Source organism: Hymenobacter plasmatis (genome assembly GCF_020711255.1).
Lineage (GTDB): Bacteria > Bacteroidota > Bacteroidia > Cytophagales > Hymenobacteraceae > Hymenobacter.
In genome coordinates, this window is sequence record NZ_JAJFAW010000039.1 from 1 (window position 1) to 20,563 (window position 20,563).

The 20,563-nt window shown below is 60.2% G+C and carries 11 protein-coding genes; 9 read left to right on the forward strand and 2 right to left on the reverse strand.

Features of this window, described 5'->3' with window-relative positions; genetic code table 11:
* Positions 1-461: 461 nt before the first annotated feature.
* From fabG to LJ738_RS20250, 8 genes are all read left to right on the forward strand, one after another.
* Complete coding sequence (fabG, locus tag LJ738_RS20215; RefSeq protein ID WP_227788164.1) at positions 462-1,205, forward strand: 3-oxoacyl-ACP reductase FabG; 744 nt, start codon at positions 462-464, stop codon at positions 1,203-1,205.
* 4 nt (positions 1,206-1,209) lie between these two features.
* Positions 1,210-2,214, forward strand: a complete 1,005-nt coding sequence (locus LJ738_RS20220; RefSeq protein WP_227788165.1) for a 3-oxoacyl-ACP synthase III family protein — start codon at positions 1,210-1,212, stop codon at positions 2,212-2,214.
* Positions 2,215-2,257: 43 nt separating this feature from the next.
* Positions 2,258-3,814, forward strand: a complete 1,557-nt coding sequence (locus LJ738_RS20225) for a sodium:solute symporter family transporter (RefSeq protein WP_227788166.1) — start codon at positions 2,258-2,260, stop codon at positions 3,812-3,814.
* Positions 3,815-3,879: 65 nt separating this feature from the next.
* On the forward strand, positions 3,880-5,385 hold the full coding sequence (locus LJ738_RS20230; RefSeq protein ID WP_227788167.1) for a class I adenylate-forming enzyme family protein: 1,506 nt from the start codon (positions 3,880-3,882) through the stop codon (positions 5,383-5,385).
* Between the two features lie 83 nt (positions 5,386-5,468).
* Positions 5,469-6,356: an alpha/beta fold hydrolase gene (locus LJ738_RS20235; protein ID WP_227788168.1), complete on the forward strand. Its 888-nt coding sequence runs from the start codon at positions 5,469-5,471 to the stop codon at positions 6,354-6,356.
* A gap of 267 nt (positions 6,357-6,623) precedes the next feature.
* Positions 6,624-8,135: a L,D-transpeptidase scaffold domain-containing protein gene (locus LJ738_RS20240; protein ID WP_227788169.1), complete on the forward strand. Its 1,512-nt coding sequence runs from the start codon at positions 6,624-6,626 to the stop codon at positions 8,133-8,135.
* 163 nt (positions 8,136-8,298) lie between these two features.
* Positions 8,299-9,726, forward strand: coding sequence for a hypothetical protein (locus LJ738_RS20245; RefSeq protein WP_227788170.1), 1,428 nt, complete (start codon positions 8,299-8,301; stop codon positions 9,724-9,726).
* A 169-nt stretch (positions 9,727-9,895) separates the two neighbouring features.
* Positions 9,896-12,421, forward strand: a complete 2,526-nt coding sequence (locus tag LJ738_RS20250) for a TonB-dependent receptor (protein ID WP_227788171.1) — start codon at positions 9,896-9,898, stop codon at positions 12,419-12,421.
* Between the two features lie 251 nt (positions 12,422-12,672).
* Here LJ738_RS20250 and LJ738_RS20255 read toward each other — a convergent pair whose 3' ends face one another.
* On the reverse strand, positions 12,673-17,364 hold the full coding sequence (locus LJ738_RS20255) for a PKD domain-containing protein (protein ID WP_227788172.1): 4,692 nt from the start codon (positions 17,362-17,364) through the stop codon (positions 12,673-12,675).
* Between the two features lie 230 nt (positions 17,365-17,594).
* Positions 17,595-18,926, reverse strand: coding sequence for a DNA/RNA non-specific endonuclease (locus LJ738_RS20260; protein WP_227788173.1), 1,332 nt, complete (start codon positions 18,924-18,926; stop codon positions 17,595-17,597).
* A gap of 438 nt (positions 18,927-19,364) precedes the next feature.
* Here LJ738_RS20260 and LJ738_RS20265 point away from each other — a divergent pair, with 438 nt between their 5' ends.
* Complete coding sequence (locus tag LJ738_RS20265; protein ID WP_227788174.1) at positions 19,365-20,435, forward strand: ferredoxin--NADP reductase; 1,071 nt, start codon at positions 19,365-19,367, stop codon at positions 20,433-20,435.
* The last annotated feature ends 128 nt before the right edge of the window (positions 20,436-20,563 follow it).

Consider the following 20,563-nt stretch of genomic DNA (forward strand, 5'->3'; position numbering starts at 1 on the left):
GGTCGCCGCCAACCTTATTTACGAGTAACGCCCCCCGCCGCTTTCACCAGCCGAGCGGGGGGCGTTTTGCGTTTTGCATCCCCTCCGCCATCCCTCCGCAGGCACGGTATGAACACAGGCGGATATGCTAGCGGCTCGCTACCAAGGAGGCCATGATTTTTGCTACTAGGGTAGCAGCTGCAGCAGCATATTTCTATACACGCTTCGTATCATCAGCTTATCGGTATTAGCTTAATTAGACTAAATGCGCAACAAAGTGCTCTTTCCCTATAAACTAGGCCTTTCAATGAGCTTGTGAAGTTATTGGTCCAATAAGTGCATGCCTGGTCCTACTATTTGATAATCTGCTAGCTACGGTAACTGGAGTATTGATAATTTGCTTAAGTCCACCCTGATTTTTCTTTGGAAGGTTTAGGGCCAGAAAATGGCCCCGCTACTTTCATGGTGAATTACAAATCATCATGAAACGAGCACAGGATAAGGTAGTCATCATCACGGGTGGGGCCAGCGGCATTGGACGGGTATCAGCTCTTCGGTTTGCTGCTGAAGGTGCCATTGTTGTTATCTGGGATATAGATATGACGAAGGCTGAAGCCACTCGGACGGAGGTGGAGGCACAGGGTGGGCAAGCTGTAGTGGCCCAAGTAAATACTACACAGCCCGAACAAGTGGCTGCTGCTGCCCAAGCAGTTCAGGATAAGTTTGGCCGCATTGACGTGCTGATAAACAATGCTGGCATTACCCGCGATGCATCGCTGCGCAAGATGACCTTTGCACAGTGGCAACAGGTCATTGATGTGAACCTAACGGGCGTGTTTGTGTGTGCCCAGGCTGTGGCACCCTACATGGAGGCCCAGCGTAGTGGCCGAATTATCAATACTTCGTCCGTGGTGGGGCTGTATGGCAACTTTGGGCAGTCGAACTACGCAGCTACTAAGGCTGGTCTGATTGGACTTACCAAGACGCTGGCCAGAGAACTCGGCAAGTACAACATCACCGTGAATGCCGTAGCGCCGGGCTTTATGGCCACCGATATGCTGGCTACCATTCCGGAAAAGGTGCTGGATGCGCTGAAAAGCCGCACGCCACTGGGCCGCTTGGGCAAACCCGAAGACATTGCGGCGGCTTATTTATTCTTGGCTTCGGATGAGGCTGGGTATGTGAGCGGGACGGTGCTGAGCGTGGACGGTGCCATTACTATTTAGAGCCATGAGCCCAACTACTGGCCGCCGCGCGCTGATTACGAGTACTGGCTCCTACGTGCCGGAGCGGGAACTGCCCAACTCGTACTTCAACAAGTTGCTGGGGGAGGATGTGGACCAGTGGCTGCGCGATAACATGAATATCCACGCCCGCCGCTGGTGTGCCGATAACGAATCGGTAGCGGACCTATGCGAGGCCGCGGCGCGGCAGGCGCTGGAACGCGCCGGGGTGCGCGCCGATGAACTGGACTTGCTAATTGTGGCAACCGACACGCCAGAGTTTGTGTCGCCCTCTACAGCGGCGGTACTTCAATACCGTCTGGGGGCCACGGGAGCAGGCACTTTCGACCTTAATGCTGCTTGTGCTGGCTTTGTGACGGCCCTGGATGTCGCCGCGAAATATATTACTTCTGACAGGCGCTACAACAAGGTGCTGGTGATTGGCGGCTATGCCATGAGCAAGTATCTGGACCTAATTGACAAGAAAACAGTGACGCTGTTTGCTGATGGAGCCGGGGCTGTGCTGCTCACCTCAGCAATCGATACCGACCGAGGCTTTCTCACCAGCCGCCTGCACACCGAGGGCCAATACGCTTCCTGGATGGGCATCTACGCCGGGGCCTCCAACCAACCCATAACGGCCGAGGTAGTAGCGCGCAAGGATCACAAGCTAAAGTTTGTGCACCGATTTCCGAAGGAGTTGAATCCGGAGGTCTGGACGCGGCTGGCGCAGGAAATGGGCGAAGACATCGGCGTAAGCCCCCGGGAGGTGGACCACTACGTGATGACCCAGCTCAACTTTCACGCCATCAATGAAACTCTTGACCGGCTCGACGTGCCGCGCGGCCGGGCTCCGCTCATCATGGACCGTTTTGGGTACACGGGGTCGGCGGCCATTCCCATGGCGTTGGACTACGCAGTGACGAAGGGCGACATTAAAGAAAACGATTTGATATTCCTCATTGGCTCGGGCGGCGGGCTGGCCTTTGCCGGAGCGGCGTTTCGCTTTTGAGTTGAGCTGAATTTCTATTGCATCGCATTTTACCGCACTTCCCATGAACGGCATCGCTTCTCCGCAGCAAGTCACGGCCACGGCTATTTTACTGGTGTGCTATGCGGCCGTTATCCTGTTTTTTGTGGTGCGCGGGGCCCTGCGTATTACCAGCATGGCGGATTATGCCGTGGGGTCGCTGCGGTTTTCGCCGGTGGCGGTGGGGCTGTCGCTGGCGGCTTCCATGACCAGCGCGGCCACGTTTATCATCAACCCGGGCTTTGTGGCCATTAATGGGCTGAGCGCCATGCTCTCCTTTGGGGTGGTAATGCCCATTGCGTCGATGGCGTCGTTGGTGGTATTCACCAAGGGATTTCGCAAGCACGGGCAGACGGTGAAGGCGCACACGCTGGCGCAGTGGATAGGCTCGCGGTTTCAAAGCAAGGGGCTGACGCGCTACTTTGGGTGGCTGTCGCTACTGCTCATTACCTTCATTGTGCTCATTTGTGTGGGGCTGACTCAGGTGTTGAGCAATGCCCTGAACGCGCCGCCGCTGCCGGTGCTGGTGGGCGTGGTGATGTTCATTTTCGGCTACATGATGTTCGGGGGGGCTAATTCGATGGTGTATACCAATACCATTCAGGCCTGCCTGAAGCTGCTGGTGGCGCTGGTGTTGCTCACGTCGGGCTACGAGCACTTCAGCCAGGGCATGCACGGCTTTATTGCCAAGCTGGGCGCAATAGACCCGGCCCTGACGCACGCCACCAACCCGGGCAGCTACCTGTTTCGGGATTACTTCGAAATCATTTTCTGCCAGGTAGTCATCGGCATTGCCATTGTGTGCCAGCCGCACCTTATCACCAAGTCTTTGCTGCTGGACAGTGAAAAGGATGTGAACCGCTACCTCCTCACGGCGGTGCTGGTGCTCACGGTGTTCTTCTCGGTGGTGTTTGTAGGGCTGTATGCGCGCATGGCCTTTCCCGGCCTGGTGCTGAATGGGCAGGAATTGAAGATGGACAAGATTATGTCGGCCTACGTGGTGCGCGAATTTCCGGTGTACATGGGCCTGCTGGTTATTCTCGGGCTGATTTCGGCGGGCATATCCACGCTGGAAAGCCTGATTCAATCCCTGTCGAGCACCATCACGGCCGATATTATCAAGCCCTTGCTGCCAGCCACGGCTTTCAGCGGCGACGGTGGCTTCGGCCGCGAGATTATGCTCAACCGGGTGGTCATTGCGGCGTTGGCGGCGGTTGCCATTTGGCTGTCTTACGACCAGTTTGTGAATGCCAAGCTGAGCGTGGCCATCTTCGCTCAAACGGGGGTGTATGCCTATTTCGCGGCTGCCTTTGTGCCCATCTGTTTTGGTATTTTCCTGAAAGATGCCCCACGAGTGGCCGTTGCGGCGGCATCGGTGGCAGCGCTGCTGGTGCATTTCGCCATCTATTTCGGCCGGCTTACGCCTTATATGCAGGCGCCGGTGCGCAATCCCGGGGTTTCGGCGGCCATTGCCATTGTGGTTTCGGTGGCGGTGGGTGGTGTGCTGTATTGGGCTAAACGCAAGGCACCAGCGCCGATGATAACTGAAGAAACACCTCTGGTTACGGCTTCTACCCACTAATCTGTGGACCGCAAAATGGCCTGATACCTATCCTAACAATTCCCACCAACTCCTCCCAAACCGCGATGTACACGAAAGACTGGGCCGCCAAGTGGGCGCTCTACTCGCCGCAGAAAGTGGCGTTGAGGGAGCTTGATACCGACCGCGCCCTCACGTATGTTGAGCTAAACCAGGCCGCCAATTACCTCGCCACCGAGCTCACCCAGCACCACGGCTTGCGCAAGGGCGACCGGGTAATGGTGCTCGCCGAGCATAGCCTGGAGTATGTGGTGCTGTTTGTGGCGGCTCAGAAAACGGGTCTTATTCTGGTACCTATCAACTACCGGCTGGCGGTGGCCGAAATTGATTACCTGGTGCACAACTGCCAGCCCGCACTGCTGATTTACGAGGAGCAGTTTCAGGATAAAGTCATACAACTGCAGGCCTTGGCCGCGCCCACGGCCCCGCCCGTGTGGCCGCTGCAAACACTGGTTGACATCTGCCAGCGTGGCCTGGATGCTGAGCCCGTGGCATTCGTGGCAGCCGAGCTGGACGAAGATGACGCCGTGTTCATTCTCTACACATCCGGCACGACGGGCTTTCCCAAGGGCGCCCTCTACACGCACCGCATGCTGCTATGGAATAGTATCAATACTTCGCAGAGCCTGGAAATCACGCCCGACGACGTTACCATCAATTGCATGCCGCCCTTCCATACGGGTGGCTGGAACGTGCTGCTGACGCCTTTTCTACACCGCGGCGCCACGGTTGGGCTGCTCAAGAAGTTTCAGCCCGAGCGCCTGCTGGCACTGCTCGACCAAGAGCAGGCCGATATATTCATGGGGGTGCCCACCATGCTCAAGATGATGATGGAAAGCCCGGCCTTTGCGGCGGCCGACCTGGGCAGCCTGCGCTATTTTATTGTGGGAGGGGAGGCCCTGCCGCTGGAAGTTATCCGGGCGTGGGACCGCAAGGGCATCAAAATCCGCCAGGGGTTTGGGCTGACGGAAGTGGGACCCAACCTGTTTTCGCTGCACCAGGACGATTCCATGCGCAAAATTGGCTCCATCGGGCGGTCTAATTTTTACGTCGAAACCAAGCTCATCGACGAGCAGGGCCAGGAAGTGGGGCCCGACGAAGTGGGCGAGCTGTGCCTGCGCGGCCCCATGACCACGCCCGGCTACTGGCGCGACCCCGAAGCCACCGCCAAGGCCATGCCCGACGGCTGGTTCCGCACCGGCGACCTGCTCCGGCGCGATGCCGAAGGCTACTTCTTCGTGATGGACCGCATCAAAAACATGTACATCTCGGGCGGTGAAAACGTGTACCCGGCCGAAATTGAGCGGTTTTTGCTCACGTTTCCGGGCGTGTCGGAAGTGGCGGTTATCGGCGTGCCCGATGAGCGCTGGGGCGAAGTCGGCAAGGCCTTCATCGTGACGAAGGGGCTCGACATTTCCTGCGAAGCCCTGCAGGCCTACTGCGCCGGCAACCTGGCCCGCTTCAAGGTGCCCAAGTACCTGGAGCTGGTGCCCGAGCTGCCGAAAAACGATACCGGAAAAATCAACAAAAAGGCCCTGAAAGCCAGCGTATGAGCTGCTCCCTCTACCTCCTGCCCCTGGCCTTTCTCCTATTTATCAGCACAAGCCTACCGGCCATGAGTTATCAGACGCAAGCGATGCCGATTCGCCAGGTGATTGGCGCTTATGGGTTTCCGGAGCACACCGTGGCGCTGGCCGACTCGCTTGAGGTGGCGTATGTGGACGCGGGCAAGGGCAAAAACACGCTCATCTTCATCCACGGCCTCTCGAGCTACGTGCGGGCCTGGGAGCGCAGCATTCCGGAATTGAGCAAATCGGCGCGCTGCCTGGCGGTGGATTTACCGGGCTATGGCAAGTCTTCCAAGGGCCACTACCCGGGCACCATGGACTTTTATGCCGAGGTCATCCACCAGTTTATTCAGAAGCTGCACCTGAAAAAGGTAACGCTGGTGGGCCACAGCATGGGCGGCCAGATTGCCGTGACCCTGGCCCTAAAATACCCCGCCGATGTGCAGAAGCTGGTGCTCACCTCGCCGGCCGGCTTCGAAACCTTCACGGAGCCGGAGAAACAGCAGCTGCGGGCGTTCTATACGGTGCCGTCCATCGTGAATACGCCGGAAGCCCAGGTACGCACCAACCACAAGTACAACTTCTACCGCATGCCCGCCGAGGTAGACCTCTGGATAGCCGAGCGCCTGCGCATGATGCAGTGCGAGGATTTCCAGCAATACGCCCAAACCGTGGTAAATAGCATGGCTGGCATGCTCGACGGCCCTGTTTTCGACCGGCTTGCCCGGGTGCAGCAGCCCACGCTGGTGGTTTTTGGAGGTGAGGACTTTTTGATTCCGAACCGGGCGTTACACCCCCAGCTGACTACGGCCCAAGTAGCGGCTGCCGGCGTGGCCCAGCTGCCCCATGCGCAGCAAGTGATACTGGCCGAGGCCGGCCACTTTGCCCACTACGAAAAGGCGGCGGAGTTCAACCGCTTGGTAGCAGCGTTCGTGCGGGAAAAATTAAAAAATTGAGCTGGAAAAGTGCTGGGTGGAGCTAATTAGCCCATCTTAAGAAGCGAAAGGCGCCTTGCGAGGCAGCGCTTATTGTAGGCGAGGAGAGCCGCCGAGGGGAGTGCTTTGCCCCGAAGTTGAGCTAAGGGCGCCGGCGGTCGACCACAAAATCCGTCCGTTCGCTGGGTGATAATGGCTGTTGGGCCAGCAGTCAAAATAAGGCTTCATGGCTTGGATAATTTTGAGGATTAATTATTAGTCCGCAATTGATATCCGCTTAGTTCAGCTATGAAATCCAGTTTTACTTTCTGCTTAAATGCTATCGTCGGCTTTATCAAAGGGCAACAGCCCACCGACGGCCCGCTTTTTCGTTTTGTAGGTTTTATGGCGTTGGCCATGATGCTCGCGGGGGCGGTGAGCCGGGGCGCTGGCTCGGTAGAGCGGCCCTCCAATACGGACGTGGCATCCTTGCTGCGGCAGTTGCCCAAGGGTAGCCAGCAAAACGATTCGGTGACTATTTCGCGGGTTGCCGCTTTCTATGCCCACAGCAGCTACACGCCTGTGTGGACCAGTCCCAGCGGCGCTACGCCCGAAGCCCGCGCCGCTGTGAGCTTGCTGAAGGGCGCGGCCCGTTTTGGCCTGAAGCCGGCCGAGTACCGGGCAGCGGGCCTGGCGGCTCTGCTGGATTCGCTGGGTACGGTGGATGAGCAGTCGCTGGCCCGCCGGGTACGTGCCGAGCAACAACTGAGCGAAGCGGTGCTGCATTTTGTACAACACCTGCACGAAGGCCGCATTACCAACTCTGAGCTGCGGACCGCTCCGCTAGCCGGAGCGCCTTCCTTCGATGCGGTGGCTCATTTGCAGCGCGCCCTGGGCAGCGGCCGGCTGGTGCCGGTGCTGCTCGAAGCTCAGCCTGCTTCCCGCAGCTACGTGCGGTTGCTCAGCGCCTGGCAGCGCATGCTTGATAAGGACAGCGTCGGTGCCCAGCGTACCGCATTGGCGGTTGCCATCAACCTGGAGCGCCTCCGCTGGGAGCCCCGTGCCGATTCGCTGTATCTGGCGGTAAACATCCCGTCCTACACCCTGCAAGTAGTACGTGGTGCCCGCGTGGCAGCCAGCCACCGCGTGGTGGTGGGCAAGGTGGCTTCGCCCACGCCCGGGCTCTATAGCCGCGTCACGTTCTTTCAGACCGCTCCGGAATGGCGCGTGCCCCAGAGCATTGCGGCCAACGAAATGCTGCCCAAGCTCCGCAAAGACGCTGGGTACCTCGACGACCGTGGGTTTGAACTGTACAACGCTGCTGGCCGCCTTGTGAATCCGTACCGCGTAGACTGGGACGCGGTGCAGCCGGAGACGTTCCCCTATACCATCCGCCAGGCCCCGTCCGCCGAAAACGCCCTGGGTGAAGTCGTGTTTCGCTTCGCTAACCCGTTTGCGGTGTACATGCACGACACGCCGGCCAAAGCGGCTTTTCGCGCCAATGCCCGCGCCTTGAGCCACGGCTGCATCCGGGTAGAGAAGCCCTTGGAGCTTGCCCGGTTCCTGCTGGAGCGCGACGGAAAGAACGCCGCCGACCGGTTGGAAGACTTGCAAAACAGCCTGGACGCGGGCCACACCAAAGAATTTGGACTGCAGGCCCCGGTGCCACTGCTGGTGCGCTACTTAACCTGCGAAGCCGATGGCGACCAGCTGCGCCAACTGCCCGATATCTACGGTCGCGACCTCGCCCTGAGCCAGGCCTGGCAAGATGCTCCCACGACGCCCCTGGCTCCGGTTACGGCTGTGCTGGCCCTGCGCTAATTGCCTTGGCTGTAGGGATTTAGGTCCTTGTTTGATAAAAAGATATAAGAAGGAGGTAAAGAAAAAAAAGCGCTGTACCACAGCGCTTTTTTTATGGCTATACCTATTGCCTAACATGATGAAATTTCCTTTAACTTGCTCGCTTACTGTACCCGAGCCGGTTATGAAAAGAAAGCTGGAGAAGTTCGCTGAGTTTGCCGCCGATGTGCTGCCGCACGAAGTGGCGTGGCTGCAGCAGGTGCAGCAGTTTCAGGATGCCGACAACCGGGAGATTCTCGAAACCATTGCCTACAACTGCCACCACTCGCGTACGCCGGTGGCCTTCCGGCCGGCCATCGACAAGCGCAAGTACTCCAACCTGATGCAGTGGATACAGCAGCGGCTGGACAGCATCGACGTGGACAAGCACCTGGTGCGGCTCAACGAGCTGGACCAGAAAATCATGACGGATTCCATCAGTTCGGGGGAGGAGAAGGCGCTGCTGCAGGCCATTGTGCGGTATGACCGGCCGGCGTATTACTTCGTGAAGTTCTACGAGCTGACGTTGAGCTACCAGCAGTTTTTGCTGGTGCGCATGCGCTTCAAGGAGCACCAGTTGGTGGCCCAGTTTGTGGAGCAGCAGCGGGCGGCATATGAGAAGAGCCGGGCCGTGTTTGGGCAGCTGCACCAAGCTACGCTCGACATCACCAACCAGTACACCAAGAATGCCACCGAAAGCCGGCAGTGGGAACCGTGGCTGCTGGCCACCTTCTACGACGACACGCTGGATGGCCTGAACCGCTACTTTGCGGTGGTGCGGCTCACGTTTCTGTACTTCAACTATTCGGAATTCGACAAGCTGAAGGCCGTGTACGAGGACCTGGACGGACTGCTGCGGCAGGGCATGTTCTATTCGCGCCGCATCCTGTTCAACTACTACGCCAACAGCGTGCTGCTGCATTCCAAGTTCGACGTGCTGCAGCAGGCCGAGGAGTTCGGCTACCTGAGCATCAAGCAGAAGAACACCGACCACCTGCACTACCTGAACAACTACAGCGCGATACTGCTGCGGCAGGGCAAAATCCACGAGGCGCTGGCCCTGATGAAGCAGTCGTTTGCGTCGTTGCGCAACACCAATAACCTGCGGAATAAAATCGGGTTTATGGCCTTCTACATCAAGTGCCTCAACCTGAACGGGCAGCCCGCCGACGGCGAAAAGATGGCCGACAGCTTCCTGCGCGACAACAGCAAGGAAATTCTGGCCCACCGCTGGCACATCTTCTTCGTGGCCTACTTCCAGGCGCTGGTGCTGCAGGAGAAGTACGACAAGCTGCTGCGGGTGTGCCGCAAGTTTCACATCCTGCAAAAAGAGGCCGAATACCGCACCAGGCCCAACTACGTGCCCACGCTGGAATGGTACTACAACATCAGCCAGTACGTGGAGAACGAAATCGACGACGACCAGCTCGTGGAGCTGATGGGCCGTTCCGGGCAGCCCCATTTTGGCAACCCGCACAAGCAGCGGCTGCTGCTGGACCTGCTGGGCGAGGTGAAATCCTGCATTCCCCACTTGTGCGGCCGCATCAAGTCCATGCTGTTGCAGCAAGGCTAAAGTTGTTGATAAACAATGTATTGAGAAACGGGCCGTGATTAGCCGTCGGTTAAGTCCACCTTCGTTATTTGATGGGTAGCGGGGCAGCGGTTTGGAGAGGCCAGTAGATTCGTCCCACTACTGCCCGCCACCCCGAAAATCCCACTCAACCCTTTCAAAAACAACGAATATGGCCTCTCGACTTTTACTCCTTTTTCTGCTGAGCATTCAGGCGTTGGTGGCGGCCGCCCAGGGCGGCGTGCGCGGCCGCGTGACCGACGCGGCTACCAACGAACCGCTGCCGGGCGTGAGCGTGCTCATTGTCGGCACCCGCACGGGTACTTCCACCGGCAACGCCGGCGATTTCGCCATCAGCGGCCTCAAGCCGGGTACGTACAAGGTGGTGTTTTCCTACATCGGCTACGAGCTGCCCGAGCGCACGGTGGAAGTGGGCCAGGAGGTGCAGGACATGGGTTCCATTGCGATGACCCAAACCACCGTGATGGCCGGCGAAGTGGTGGTATCGGCCTCGCGCCGCCCCGAGAAGCTGACCGAGGCCCCGGCCACCATCAGCGTGATTAACGCCCGCCAGATTGACGAGCTGCCTTCCTTCAACGTGGGCGAGCTGCTGGCCCGCCAGAAGGGCGTGGACTACATCCGGAGCGGTGTGCTGGGCACGGGCCTGAACGTGCGCGGCTTCAACAGCGCCTTCAACCCCAAGAATCTGCAAATGAACGATGCGCGCCTGTCCACGCTCATTGCCACCGGCCTGCCGCTGGGCCCACTCACCAGCGTGGTGAAGGAAGATATTGAGCGCATTGAAGTAGTGCTGGGGCCCTCGGCGGCGCTGTACGGCCCCAACGCCCACAACGGGCTGGTGAACACCATCAGCAAAGACCCGCGCCGCTCGGCCGGCACCACGGTGGCGCTGGGCCTGGGCAACCAGAGCGTGTTTTCGGGCCGCTTCCGCCACGCGCAGGTGCTCAATTCCAAGCTGGCCTTCAAGGTGACGGGCGAATACACGCGGGGCGAAGACTTCAACTACGTGGACACGGTGTACTACAACAACACCGCTTTTGCGGCCGCGGCCACGCCCACCACGCCGGCCCGCAGCGGCCTGTTTCATGCCGAGAAAGAAATTGACCTCGACCGCACCTTTAAGAGCCTGCACGGCGAGGCGGCGGTGTACTACAGCCTCACCGACAAGGCCGACCTCATCCTGTCGTACGGCGGCAACCTATCGAGCTTTCTGGCCCAGACCAACGCCGGCCGCAACCAGATAAAGGACTGGAGCGTGCAGTACCTGCACGCCCGCTACGTGTCGCCGCGCTGGTTTGCGCAGGTGTACAACACCTGGAGCAAGACCGAGGACACCTACGCCATCAACCAGCGCACCCAAAACTACCTGAGCTTCAAGGATGCCGGTTTCAGCGAAGATGTGGCCCGCAGCCGCTCGTTTGATGAGCAGTGGTTTGGCAAAACCACTACCGCAGGCGTGGCCTTGAAGCGCGGGGCCGTGTTCAAAGACGCTTCGCGCCGCGTGAATGGAGAGGTGCAGTACAACAACACGTTCGGCATTTTCAACCTGGTGGTGGGCACGCAGTACCAGCGCGACATGGCCTTCAGCAAGCACACCTACCTGTTTGACCGCGACGGCGACATTGTTATCAACCAGATTGGGCTGTATGGCCAGGGCGAATTGGCACTGCCCAACCACTTCAAGCTCATTGCCGCGGCCCGCGCCGACCAGCACGACCGGTACGGCTTCAACTTCATCCCGAAAGGCGGAGCCGTGTGGTCCTACAACGACCAGTCGGTGCGCCTGACCTATGGCCAGGGCATTGCCGCTCCCACCATCCTCAACCTCGACGGCTACCTGTTCGGCGGCCTGCTCATCGGCAATGGCGAAGGCTTCACCCTGAGCGACGGCACGGTTATCAACAAGTTGAAAGTCGAGACCATCAAAACCCTCGAAATAGGCTACAAAGGCAAGGTGATGCCAAAATTCTTCATCGATGCCAATGCCTACTACAACCGCTCGAAAGACTTCCTGAGTCCGGCCATCAACATTGCCACGCTGGGCCGCAAGGTGGTGAAGCGCGGCGACACGCCCATGTCGACGGTGGTGCCGGGCACGCCCGAAGCCGGCGCGGCCACGGTGCTCACCTACGTCAACTTCGGCCAGGTAGACACCTACGGTGCCGACCTGGGCCTGAGCTACTACCTCACCAACTCCCTAAGCCTGGCGTTGAACTACTCGTACTTCGGCTTTGACCTCGACAAAAGCGACCTGAGCAACGACGGCAACAAGGACGGCAAGGTGCAGAACGAAATCGACCTGCCCATCAACACGCCCGCCCACAAAGGCAGCCTGGCCGTGAACTACAGCGGCAAAAAGCTCTTCGGCTCGGTGTTTACGCGCTGGGTGCAGGCCTACGACTTCTACTCCGGCATCAACGTGGCCGCCGCGGCCAACCCCACGCTCGGCGTGCGCGAAAACGCCCGCTTCGGCCGCACCTGGAACTACGGCCCGCTGGGCGGCTACACCACCGTGGACGTGAGCGCCGGCTACCGCGTCAATAGCTACCTCACGGCTTCAGCGCAAGTGGTCAACCTGTTCGATACCAAGATGCGCGAGTTCGTGGCCTCGCCTTTCATCGGCCGCCTCTATTCCGTTGAGCTAAAGGCCATGCTGCCGGCCGTGGCTTCCCACTAAGTACTCCCGCACAAGTAAGCGTATAGGAAAAGCCGGTCATGCTGAGCGCAGTCGAAGCATCTCTACCACTATACTAAAATCAATTAGTTGCGCGGTAGAGATGCTTCGACTGCGCTCAGCATGACGGAAACGGTTGCTAATGCTCGGCTACTTAAGGTGTCGGGACTAGCCAGATGCCTTATTCTTGATACCCACCGAACACAAAAAAGGGGCCGCATGCGGCCCCTTTTTTGTGTTCGGCTGTGCCTGGCTTACTTGGTGAGTACCAGGCGCACGGTCTGTACTTTGCCGTCTATCAGTAGGCGGCCGGTGTAGAGGCCGGCGGCAAAAGCGGCTCCCTCCACCGTGAACTCATAGTCCTGGCCGGCCTGGGCGGGGCCATCATACAAGGTCTTCACCATCTGGCCCAACGTGTTGTAGAGCTGCAGCTTGGCCGTGCCGGTAACCTCGGGGCGGAAGTGGACCACGGCGCGCTCCGAGAAAGGATTGGGATACGCCTCGAACACGGCTGTGGGCATCGCGCCTTGGCTGGCTGCGCTGCTATCCGTAGCGCTCGTAGCTACCGCGGTTTTCGTGGCCGTCGTCGTGCAATCCCCCAGCGTATCGCCGTGCTTCAGGTAATCGGCTACGTCAGCAGATGTTACGCAGGCAGCCTTGCCCTTGTGGCACAGCAGCACTTTGTCGTTTTTGACGCCGCAACGGGCGTCAATCACGGTCAGGGTCACGCTCTTGATGGCGGTGCAGCCGGAAGGGCTGGTCGCCGTGACGGTGTAGGTATAGGTGCCGGCTGCGGTAGCCGTGAACACCGGGTTGGCAGTGGAGGCACTGCTCAGGCCGGCCGTGGGGCTCCACTGGTAGCTGGCCCCGTCCGAAGCGGTGAGGGTCACGCTCTGCGGCCCATACCCCAGGTACAGGGTGGTGGCCACGCCGCCGGTGTACACCGTTGAGGCGGGCACAACGGCAATCTGCGGGTTCGGGATGCTGCCCGTCACGGTGACGGTGGCCGTCTGGCTGGCCACGTTGCCGTGGATGTCGGTCACGGTCAGCGTCACGGCATTGGCGCCGATGTTGCCGCAGTCGAAGGTGGTCTTGCTCAGCGTGGTGGAAGCGATGCCGCAGGCATCGGTGCTGCCGTTATCCACCTGGGATGGCGTGATGGTGGCGGTGCCGTTGCTCAGGGCCACGGTTATGTTCCGGACGAGCACAGCGGGTGCTTGCTTGTCCTGAACCACCACGGAAAAGGTCTTGGTAACGGTGCCGCAGCTATTGGTGGCGGTAGCCGTCACGATGGTGGTGCCCACTGGGAAGAAGTAGGGCGAAGTAATGGCCTGGGCCTGGCCATCTTTCACTACCGAGTAGGTGATGACCGGAGCCGGAGCCCCGGTGGCCGTAGAGACGAAAGTGACCGACGCGCCGCACTCGGTGGCCGAGGTATTGGCCGTCGGAATGGTAGGGGCCGTCAGGACCGGCGGCGTGTTCACGGTTATGGTGGCGGAGCCGGTGAGGGCCGTTGCCTGGCAATTGGCATCCGTGAGCGAGGCCAAGGTGTAGGTGGTAGTTGCCGTTGGGCTAACGGCCAGCAGGTAGTTGCCTGCGCCGGTTACATCCGCCGCGGTGATGGTGAGGGGCGTCGTGGTGGTGCCGCCGTCGGGGGAGTACGCCAGCAACCAGGGCGCGCTGCCGGTCAGGTGCACGGTGAGGCTGGCGGTTTCGCCGGTGCAGATGGTGGCGTTGCCGGTCAGGGCAGCGGTGGGCAGGGCCCTTACCGTTATCTGCTGGGTGTAGGTGTCGGAGCAGGCGCCTTGCGTGATGGTTAGCTTGGCAGTGTAGGTGCCCGCGGCGGGGTAGGTATAGGAGACGTTGCCTGCGGTGGTCAGGTCAACCGTACCGTTGCTGTCAAAATCCCAGGCGTAGGTGGCGTTGGCTTCTACCGTCTTGGAAGCATCGGTAAAGGCCGTGGGCGCCCCCTGGCACACGGGGGCGGCCGTAAACGAAGGCTCCGGCTGCAAACAGATAAGGCCGGTTTTGACTACCCGGTAAGTCGTGCCCACCCGGATGCCGTCGATTTGCAGCGCGGGTGAGCTGGCGCCCTGGCGCAAGGCCACGGAGCCGATGTTGTCGTTCGGGGCGGAGGGAGTGGTGCCGGTTTCGGTGGAGCTGGCCGAGGCCGTGGTGGGCTCCGTATCGGTGGTGGGGTTCACGAACAGCTGGCTCACGTTGCCGGCCTCGTCAAACGAATACTTTATCACGAGCAGGTACGTGGCGTTCAAATCGTATTCCTGCGCGGCGTAGGTAGCGGCTCCGCTGCCGCTGATGCCAAACTGCACTTTGCTGGTTGAGCTACCCTGCTTGACAAACACGCGGCTGCGGAAGTTGCTGCCAATCACCTTGGGGCCCAAGTGGAAAAAGTAGTCGCCGGTAGTGCTCACTTTGCTCACTTTCACCAGCGCCGAAACATACACGGGCGTGCGGCCATAAACGGCCTCGAACGTCCGGTTTACATCTTCGCCGCTGGTCACCAGGGCGGCGGCGTTGCCGCTGTTGGCGCCATAGCCGGGATAAGCAAGGCCGGTGGTGGTAACGGCAACGGCATTGGTGCCTCCGCCGCTGTGGGCGGTCCAGTTATTGGCCGTTAGCAGCGAGCCGGCAGGGTACTCAAAGTTCTCTTCCAGCAGCATGGCGGCCGGGGCGGCCACCGTCTGTTGCTGCAGGGTGCCGGGCGTGGTGGTCAGGTAGTTTTCGGCGTAGGGGGTGTCGTTATCGTTGAAGGCAAAGACCGAAAAATAGTAGGGCGTGTTGGCGCGCAGGTTGGTCACCTGCACGGTGCTGCCGGTGCCGTTGTACACCACATAGTTGCCTTTGCCCAGCACACTGCCCTGGCCAAAGTCCTGGTCGGCGGTGTAGGTAGTGGCATCCTGCGGGTCGGCATCTACGGCGCTCCCGAGGTGGGCCACTACCAGGCGCTTGGCCCCGTCGCCCCCACTCAGGTTGAGCTGAAGCGACGTGCTGGTGACCTGGCTGGCGGTGAGCGCAGCGGGCTGGGTGGGCTCGGCGGCCAGGGGCACGGCCACGGTGGTGAAGGTGAATTCCTCGCCGTAAGCCGTGCTGGTAGCGTTGGTGGCATAGGCCCGAACGAAATACGTAGTGCCGGGCAGCAGCCCTGTAATGGCGCTGGTGAAGGTGCCGCTACCGGCGCCATCGGCGGTTTTGGTGGTGCCCAGAATGGGGTTCGCCGTTTTGGCCCATACCACCCCGCGGGCGGTGACAGCGGTGCCGCCGTCCAGGGCTACGGTGCCGCCGGTGCTGGCGCTAGTGGGCGTCAGGTTGGTCACGGCCGTGGTGCTCAGCGTAGCGGGATATACCGCCTCGACGCCGGTGCCGGAAACCGCGACCGACTGGCTGGGCAGGCCGTTGCTGGTGACCGGAATGGACGCCTGGTAAGGCTGGGCGGCCGTGGGCACAAAGCGCACGTCGATGGTAGTGCTGGGTACGCTGCCGCCCGTCGGCGCCAGCACAATGGCGCAGCACGCAAACGGGTTGGTACCGGTCCGGATTTCGAAGCCCGCCGGTGGCGTAATGGTAATGTTGTCGGTGAGGCTGGAGCCGCTGACCGCGAAGTTTCGGACGGTGGAGCCCGCGCCCGAAGCCACGGAACCGAAGTCGGGAAGGGTGGTGGGCGACACGGTGAGGGCCGGCGCCACAACCGGGGCAGTTACCGTTAGCTCAACTGGCGTACTCAGGCCTGTGGCCGTGCCGCAAGCGCTGCTGATGACGGCCTGCGCCACAACGTAAAACGTGCCGGCTCCCGGAAAATCCGCGCCCTTCACTTGGTAAGTAGAGACGGTAGCACCGGAAATAGTCGAAGTAAACGGGCCCACCGAATTAGTGCTGTACAGCCAGCTATAGGCCGACCCGGTGGCGGCGCTGGCCGTGAGGGTGCCGCCCGTGCCGGTAGTCGTCACCGATTGGGGGGTAGAGGGCGTCACCGCGACGGGGTTATCGGCTGGCGTGAGGCTCACGGTCAGGTCGGCGCCGTTGTTGGAGCCCAGGGTAGCGGGGTTGCTGTTGAGCACCCGCACGCGGTATTTGGTGCCGCTGGGCGTGCCGGCCGGAATAGTAGCTGCAATGGGTGAGGTATCGCCGCTGCCAATCAGGCCAGCGGTGGCGCTGGCCGGAAATACGCCCGTGGCATCCGACAGCTGCACGCTGTAAGGGCTTGTGTAAGTGCCCGTGCTGGTAAATGGTACGCTTACCGCGCTGCCTGCTGTGGCCGTCACGCAAAACGAAGTCGGCGATACGCTGCCCGTGCTGATACTGCCGGTGGGGGGAGGAGGTGGGCCGCCGGCCAATGTGGGGGTCAGCACCAGGTTATCGAGGCCAGAGGCTTGGCCGTTGGTGCTGCCACTGATGGTGCCACCCACACCTACCTGGCTCCAGCGCAGGTAATAAGTCGCGCCGTTGGCGAGGTTCACACCAAGCAACGGCACCGTTTTGGTGATGGTTTGTGGGGGAGCATAAAACACCGTATTGCTCGCATCGGCGGGGTAGTTCTGGGCGCCAGCTGACTGGGCAGTCCATGTTACCCCATCGGGGCTGGTGTAGAAAGTCCAGTTATATTCTCGACTGCCTGAGCGATATTTCTCCAGGTTGAACTGCACTGTCAAATCCTGAATGGTGGCGCCACTACTGTTGCTTACGGCCAGCATGATGCTGCGCGGTGTACCATACGTGCCACTATTCAAAAAGCCCAAGGCCCGGTCAGATGTGCCAGCCACCGACAAAAAATTGTAGGTGCCCCCGGTAGAAATGTTGCTTGTGCTGGTGCTACCGCCGTTCGAGGCAACGCTGGTCAGGGTGTAGTTGTTAGCGCTGGTATAGGTCGGCGCAGCTTCGCCGGAGAGCTTGATGTTCGCGGGCGTGGTAGCAGCAGCGCTGGTTCCCATCCCGTCGAAGTTCTCCGTAACAGGAGTGGAACTGCTTAGCACCATCTGGGCTTGGGCTGCAAAAGGAGTAACCGCTAGGGTTGAGCTAAATAAGCCCACTACAAGAGTATGGAGAAATAGAACTGCTCGTGCGGAGAGGCTGGAGTGCTTAAAGATTTGCTTCATAAAGAGACAAGAATGCCGCGAAAAACCGGTGGGATACTAAGACTGGAGGCTGGTACGACGGGTGCTTACTGCACCGGGCCGCCGTCAACCGTTGACTCGATGGCCGCTTGCACGTTCACGGGCAGTTTCGAGAGCAGGTCGTAGCCCGTCGCGGCCTCAATGGCGTCGACCGTAGTGCGGTAGGTGCCCCAGTTCTGGTCGATGGTGTTGGTGTTGGGCAAGTCCACGGCGATGATACGGGTGGCCGCCGAAATCCGCGACACGTCGTTGTCGCCCACGGGCAGCACGACAATCACCTTCCAGGTGCGGTTGGGCACGGTGATGCGGCCGTTGTCGATGGTGTTGGTGACGCCGCCGTTGCTGCCGGTGCCCCCGATGCCGTAGCTGCCGCAGATGACGTACACCTCATTGCCCTGGCCCACCAGCGTGCGGGTATAGCCCTCCAAGTCACCCCAGGTTTGCTGGTTGTTGTTGGGGGCCTGCGGCATCATGTTGGTCATGAAGAACGTGGCCGAGTTGTTTTCAAGGGTTGAGGTGCGGTCGGCCGAAGGGCAGTTGTGGCCGCGGTCGAAGCCGGTACCTACGTAGCTGGTGCTTAGCACCTGATACCAGCCATCGGGCAGGGACGTATCGTTGCGGAAGTCATCTTGCCGGTCGGCCGAGCCGCGGTCCGAGATGTCGAGGTGCCAGCTCACCCAGTTGGGCTTGCCCTGGTCTCGGTTGTAGCCCACCGTATACTGGGGCTTCACCAGCAGGTAATTATTGGGGTAGCTGATGTCGGTGGTGGCACCGCTGGGGTTGCCCAGGGCCAGGTTGTCGTTATCGACCGACTGCTGGGCGCCGCCGAAGTCCGTCACGGCCACGTCGTCGATGTTGAGCCGGGCCGGGCCGCCGGAGGTCTTGCGAATCTCAAACTTGACGTTGCCCGCGATGTTAACGGTAAAGGACACGGCCGTCAGGGCGCCGGTGGTAGTAAACACGGTGTTGCCCACCTTCGTCCACTTGTTGCAGTTGCAGGAGGCCGCCTGGGCCCACAGCTCCCAGCTGCTGCTGGCATCGGTGCCGTAGATAGCGTGCTGCACAGTGACGGAACCGGCCCCGCTCGGCAGGAAAAAGTCCATTGTGAGCTTGCCACTCTGCTGCAGCCGCACGGCCTGGGCGCCGTTGCGGTGGTCTTCGGGGGCGTTGCCGAGCACCGCATCGGTCAGCACCCAGTTGCCGGTGGCGAGGGCCACCGTACCGGCGGAATAGTCGGTTTTGGTGCCGGTGTCAAACGTCTCCTGCGTGAGGGCGGCCGGGGCCGGCCGGGCGGCGGGCCGGGCGGCGTAAACGACCTGAAATGACAGGCTCCAAAGCAGAAAAAAGGAGCGAAACGAAACGTGTAAAAATTTGGGCATGCACCGAAAAGTAAAAATGTGTGTCAACAAGTTCCGAAGGGGCAAAACGTTCTAATACAGCCATAAAGCTTTATTAGGTATAAAACGAAGCGCATACGGCATTGTATGGAAGCTGGTTTTGTATCTATAAAACAACGGGATTGTATAAATATTCAATTTCAACAATAGCAAGTCCGTCCTGCGCCAGCACAGCTGGGTTTACGCTATCGGAAGGCGTTTTTTTATGCCCTAATCTTGTGCTTAAAAAGTAAGTTTTCCTCCGCCTAAACCGGGCATTTGGCACCGAACCCCGGCTACTTTTGCGTCGTAAGCAAGCTGCCCAAAGCTGGGCTGAGCTCGTTCCCACAGAGGTGTTATTTTTTTGTTACTGAGATTTTAAGTGGGGCTGTTGCCCGAATTTTATATCAATAATTTCTTGAAATAATTTTATTTAAGGGATTGCTGTCCCACCTATTCATGCAGGATATCTATCAGGTGCTGACTGTGCGCGAGGTGCACTCGCCCACGCCCCGGGCCCGGACGCTAGTGCTGGCGCCCCAGCCCGGCGAATCCCTGCGCTACGAGCCCGGCCAGTACCTAACCCTGGTGCACCCGCAGTATGGAGGCGAAGTGCGCCGGTCGTACTCGTTCAACTCCACGCCGGTGCTGCACGAGCCGCCGGCCATCACGGTGAAGCGGGTCGACAACGGCTTGTTCTCGCGCTGGCTCGTCGACCAAATCCAGGTGGGCGACCAGGTGCACACCAGCGGCGTGGGCGGCTTCTTTACCCTGCCGGCTAACCCAGACGACTACGACCAGCTCATTCTGCTGGCGGCCGGCAGCGGCATCACGCCGATTTTCTCGCTGCTCAAAACCGCGCTTCATGCCCACCCTCACCTGCGGGTGCTGCTGTTTTATAGCAACCGCTCGGCGGCCGAAACCCTGTTTCTGGTGGAGCTGGAGGACTTAGCTCAACGATTCCCCAGGCAGCTGCATCTTGAGCTATTTTACAGCGACGACCCCTTGCTGTACCGTGCCCACCTCCACAAAGAGCTGCTCGAATCCCTGGTGAAGGAGCACGCTGCGCTTGTGCCCGACCGCACCTTGGCGTACCTCTGCGGACCGCTGAACTACATGCGCATGGGCACCTACGGCTTGCACGAGGCCGGCCTGCCGCTCAGCCACATCCGCCGGGAGCTGTTCTACACCGGGGCCGATGTGCGGGCCCCGGTGCTGCCGCCCGATACCGCGCCGCACCGCGTGCGGGTGCGGGCGCGCGGCCAGCTCCACGAACTACTCGTGCAGTACCCCGACACCATTTTGCAGGCGGCCAAGCGCCAGGGCCTGCACCTGCCCTACAGCTGCGAGGTGGGCCAGTGCGGCAACTGCGCCGTGCGCTGCACCCAAGGGCGCGTGTGGATGGCCGCCAACGAAGTGCTGACCGACCGCGAGCTGGCCCGTGGCCTGGTCCTGACCTGCACCGGCTACCCCGTGGGCGGCGAAGTTGAGCTGGATTTTGACAGCCATTAATGGATGGTTTCCTATGGGTATAATTTGGCTCAGCCGAAAGGCTCCCTTTCGGCCGGATGCGGCTGCCAAGCCAGCCCAACGCCGTACCTTTTAGCCCCCTTGACCCATACTGCCCTCCCGCTCCCGTT

Coding starts and splice junctions, on each gene's coding strand:
- LJ738_RS20250 (WP_227788171.1), top strand. CDS start 9,896: ATGGCCTCTCGACTTTTACTCCTTTTTCTGCTGAGCATTCAGGCGTTG.
- LJ738_RS20220 (WP_227788165.1), top strand. CDS start 1,210: ATGAGCCCAACTACTGGCCGCCGCGCGCTGATTACGAGTACTGGCTCC.
- LJ738_RS20255 (WP_227788172.1), bottom strand. CDS start 17,364: ATGGGAACCAGCGCTGCTGCTACCACGCCCGCGAACATCAAGCTCTCC.
- LJ738_RS20260 (WP_227788173.1), bottom strand. CDS start 18,926: ATGCCCAAATTTTTACACGTTTCGTTTCGCTCCTTTTTTCTGCTTTGG.
- LJ738_RS20230 (WP_227788167.1), top strand. CDS start 3,880: ATGTACACGAAAGACTGGGCCGCCAAGTGGGCGCTCTACTCGCCGCAG.
- LJ738_RS20245 (WP_227788170.1), top strand. CDS start 8,299: ATGAAAAGAAAGCTGGAGAAGTTCGCTGAGTTTGCCGCCGATGTGCTG.
- LJ738_RS20225 (WP_227788166.1), top strand. CDS start 2,258: ATGAACGGCATCGCTTCTCCGCAGCAAGTCACGGCCACGGCTATTTTA.
- fabG (WP_227788164.1), top strand. CDS start 462: ATGAAACGAGCACAGGATAAGGTAGTCATCATCACGGGTGGGGCCAGC.
- LJ738_RS20235 (WP_227788168.1), top strand. CDS start 5,469: ATGCCGATTCGCCAGGTGATTGGCGCTTATGGGTTTCCGGAGCACACC.
- LJ738_RS20240 (WP_227788169.1), top strand. CDS start 6,624: ATGAAATCCAGTTTTACTTTCTGCTTAAATGCTATCGTCGGCTTTATC.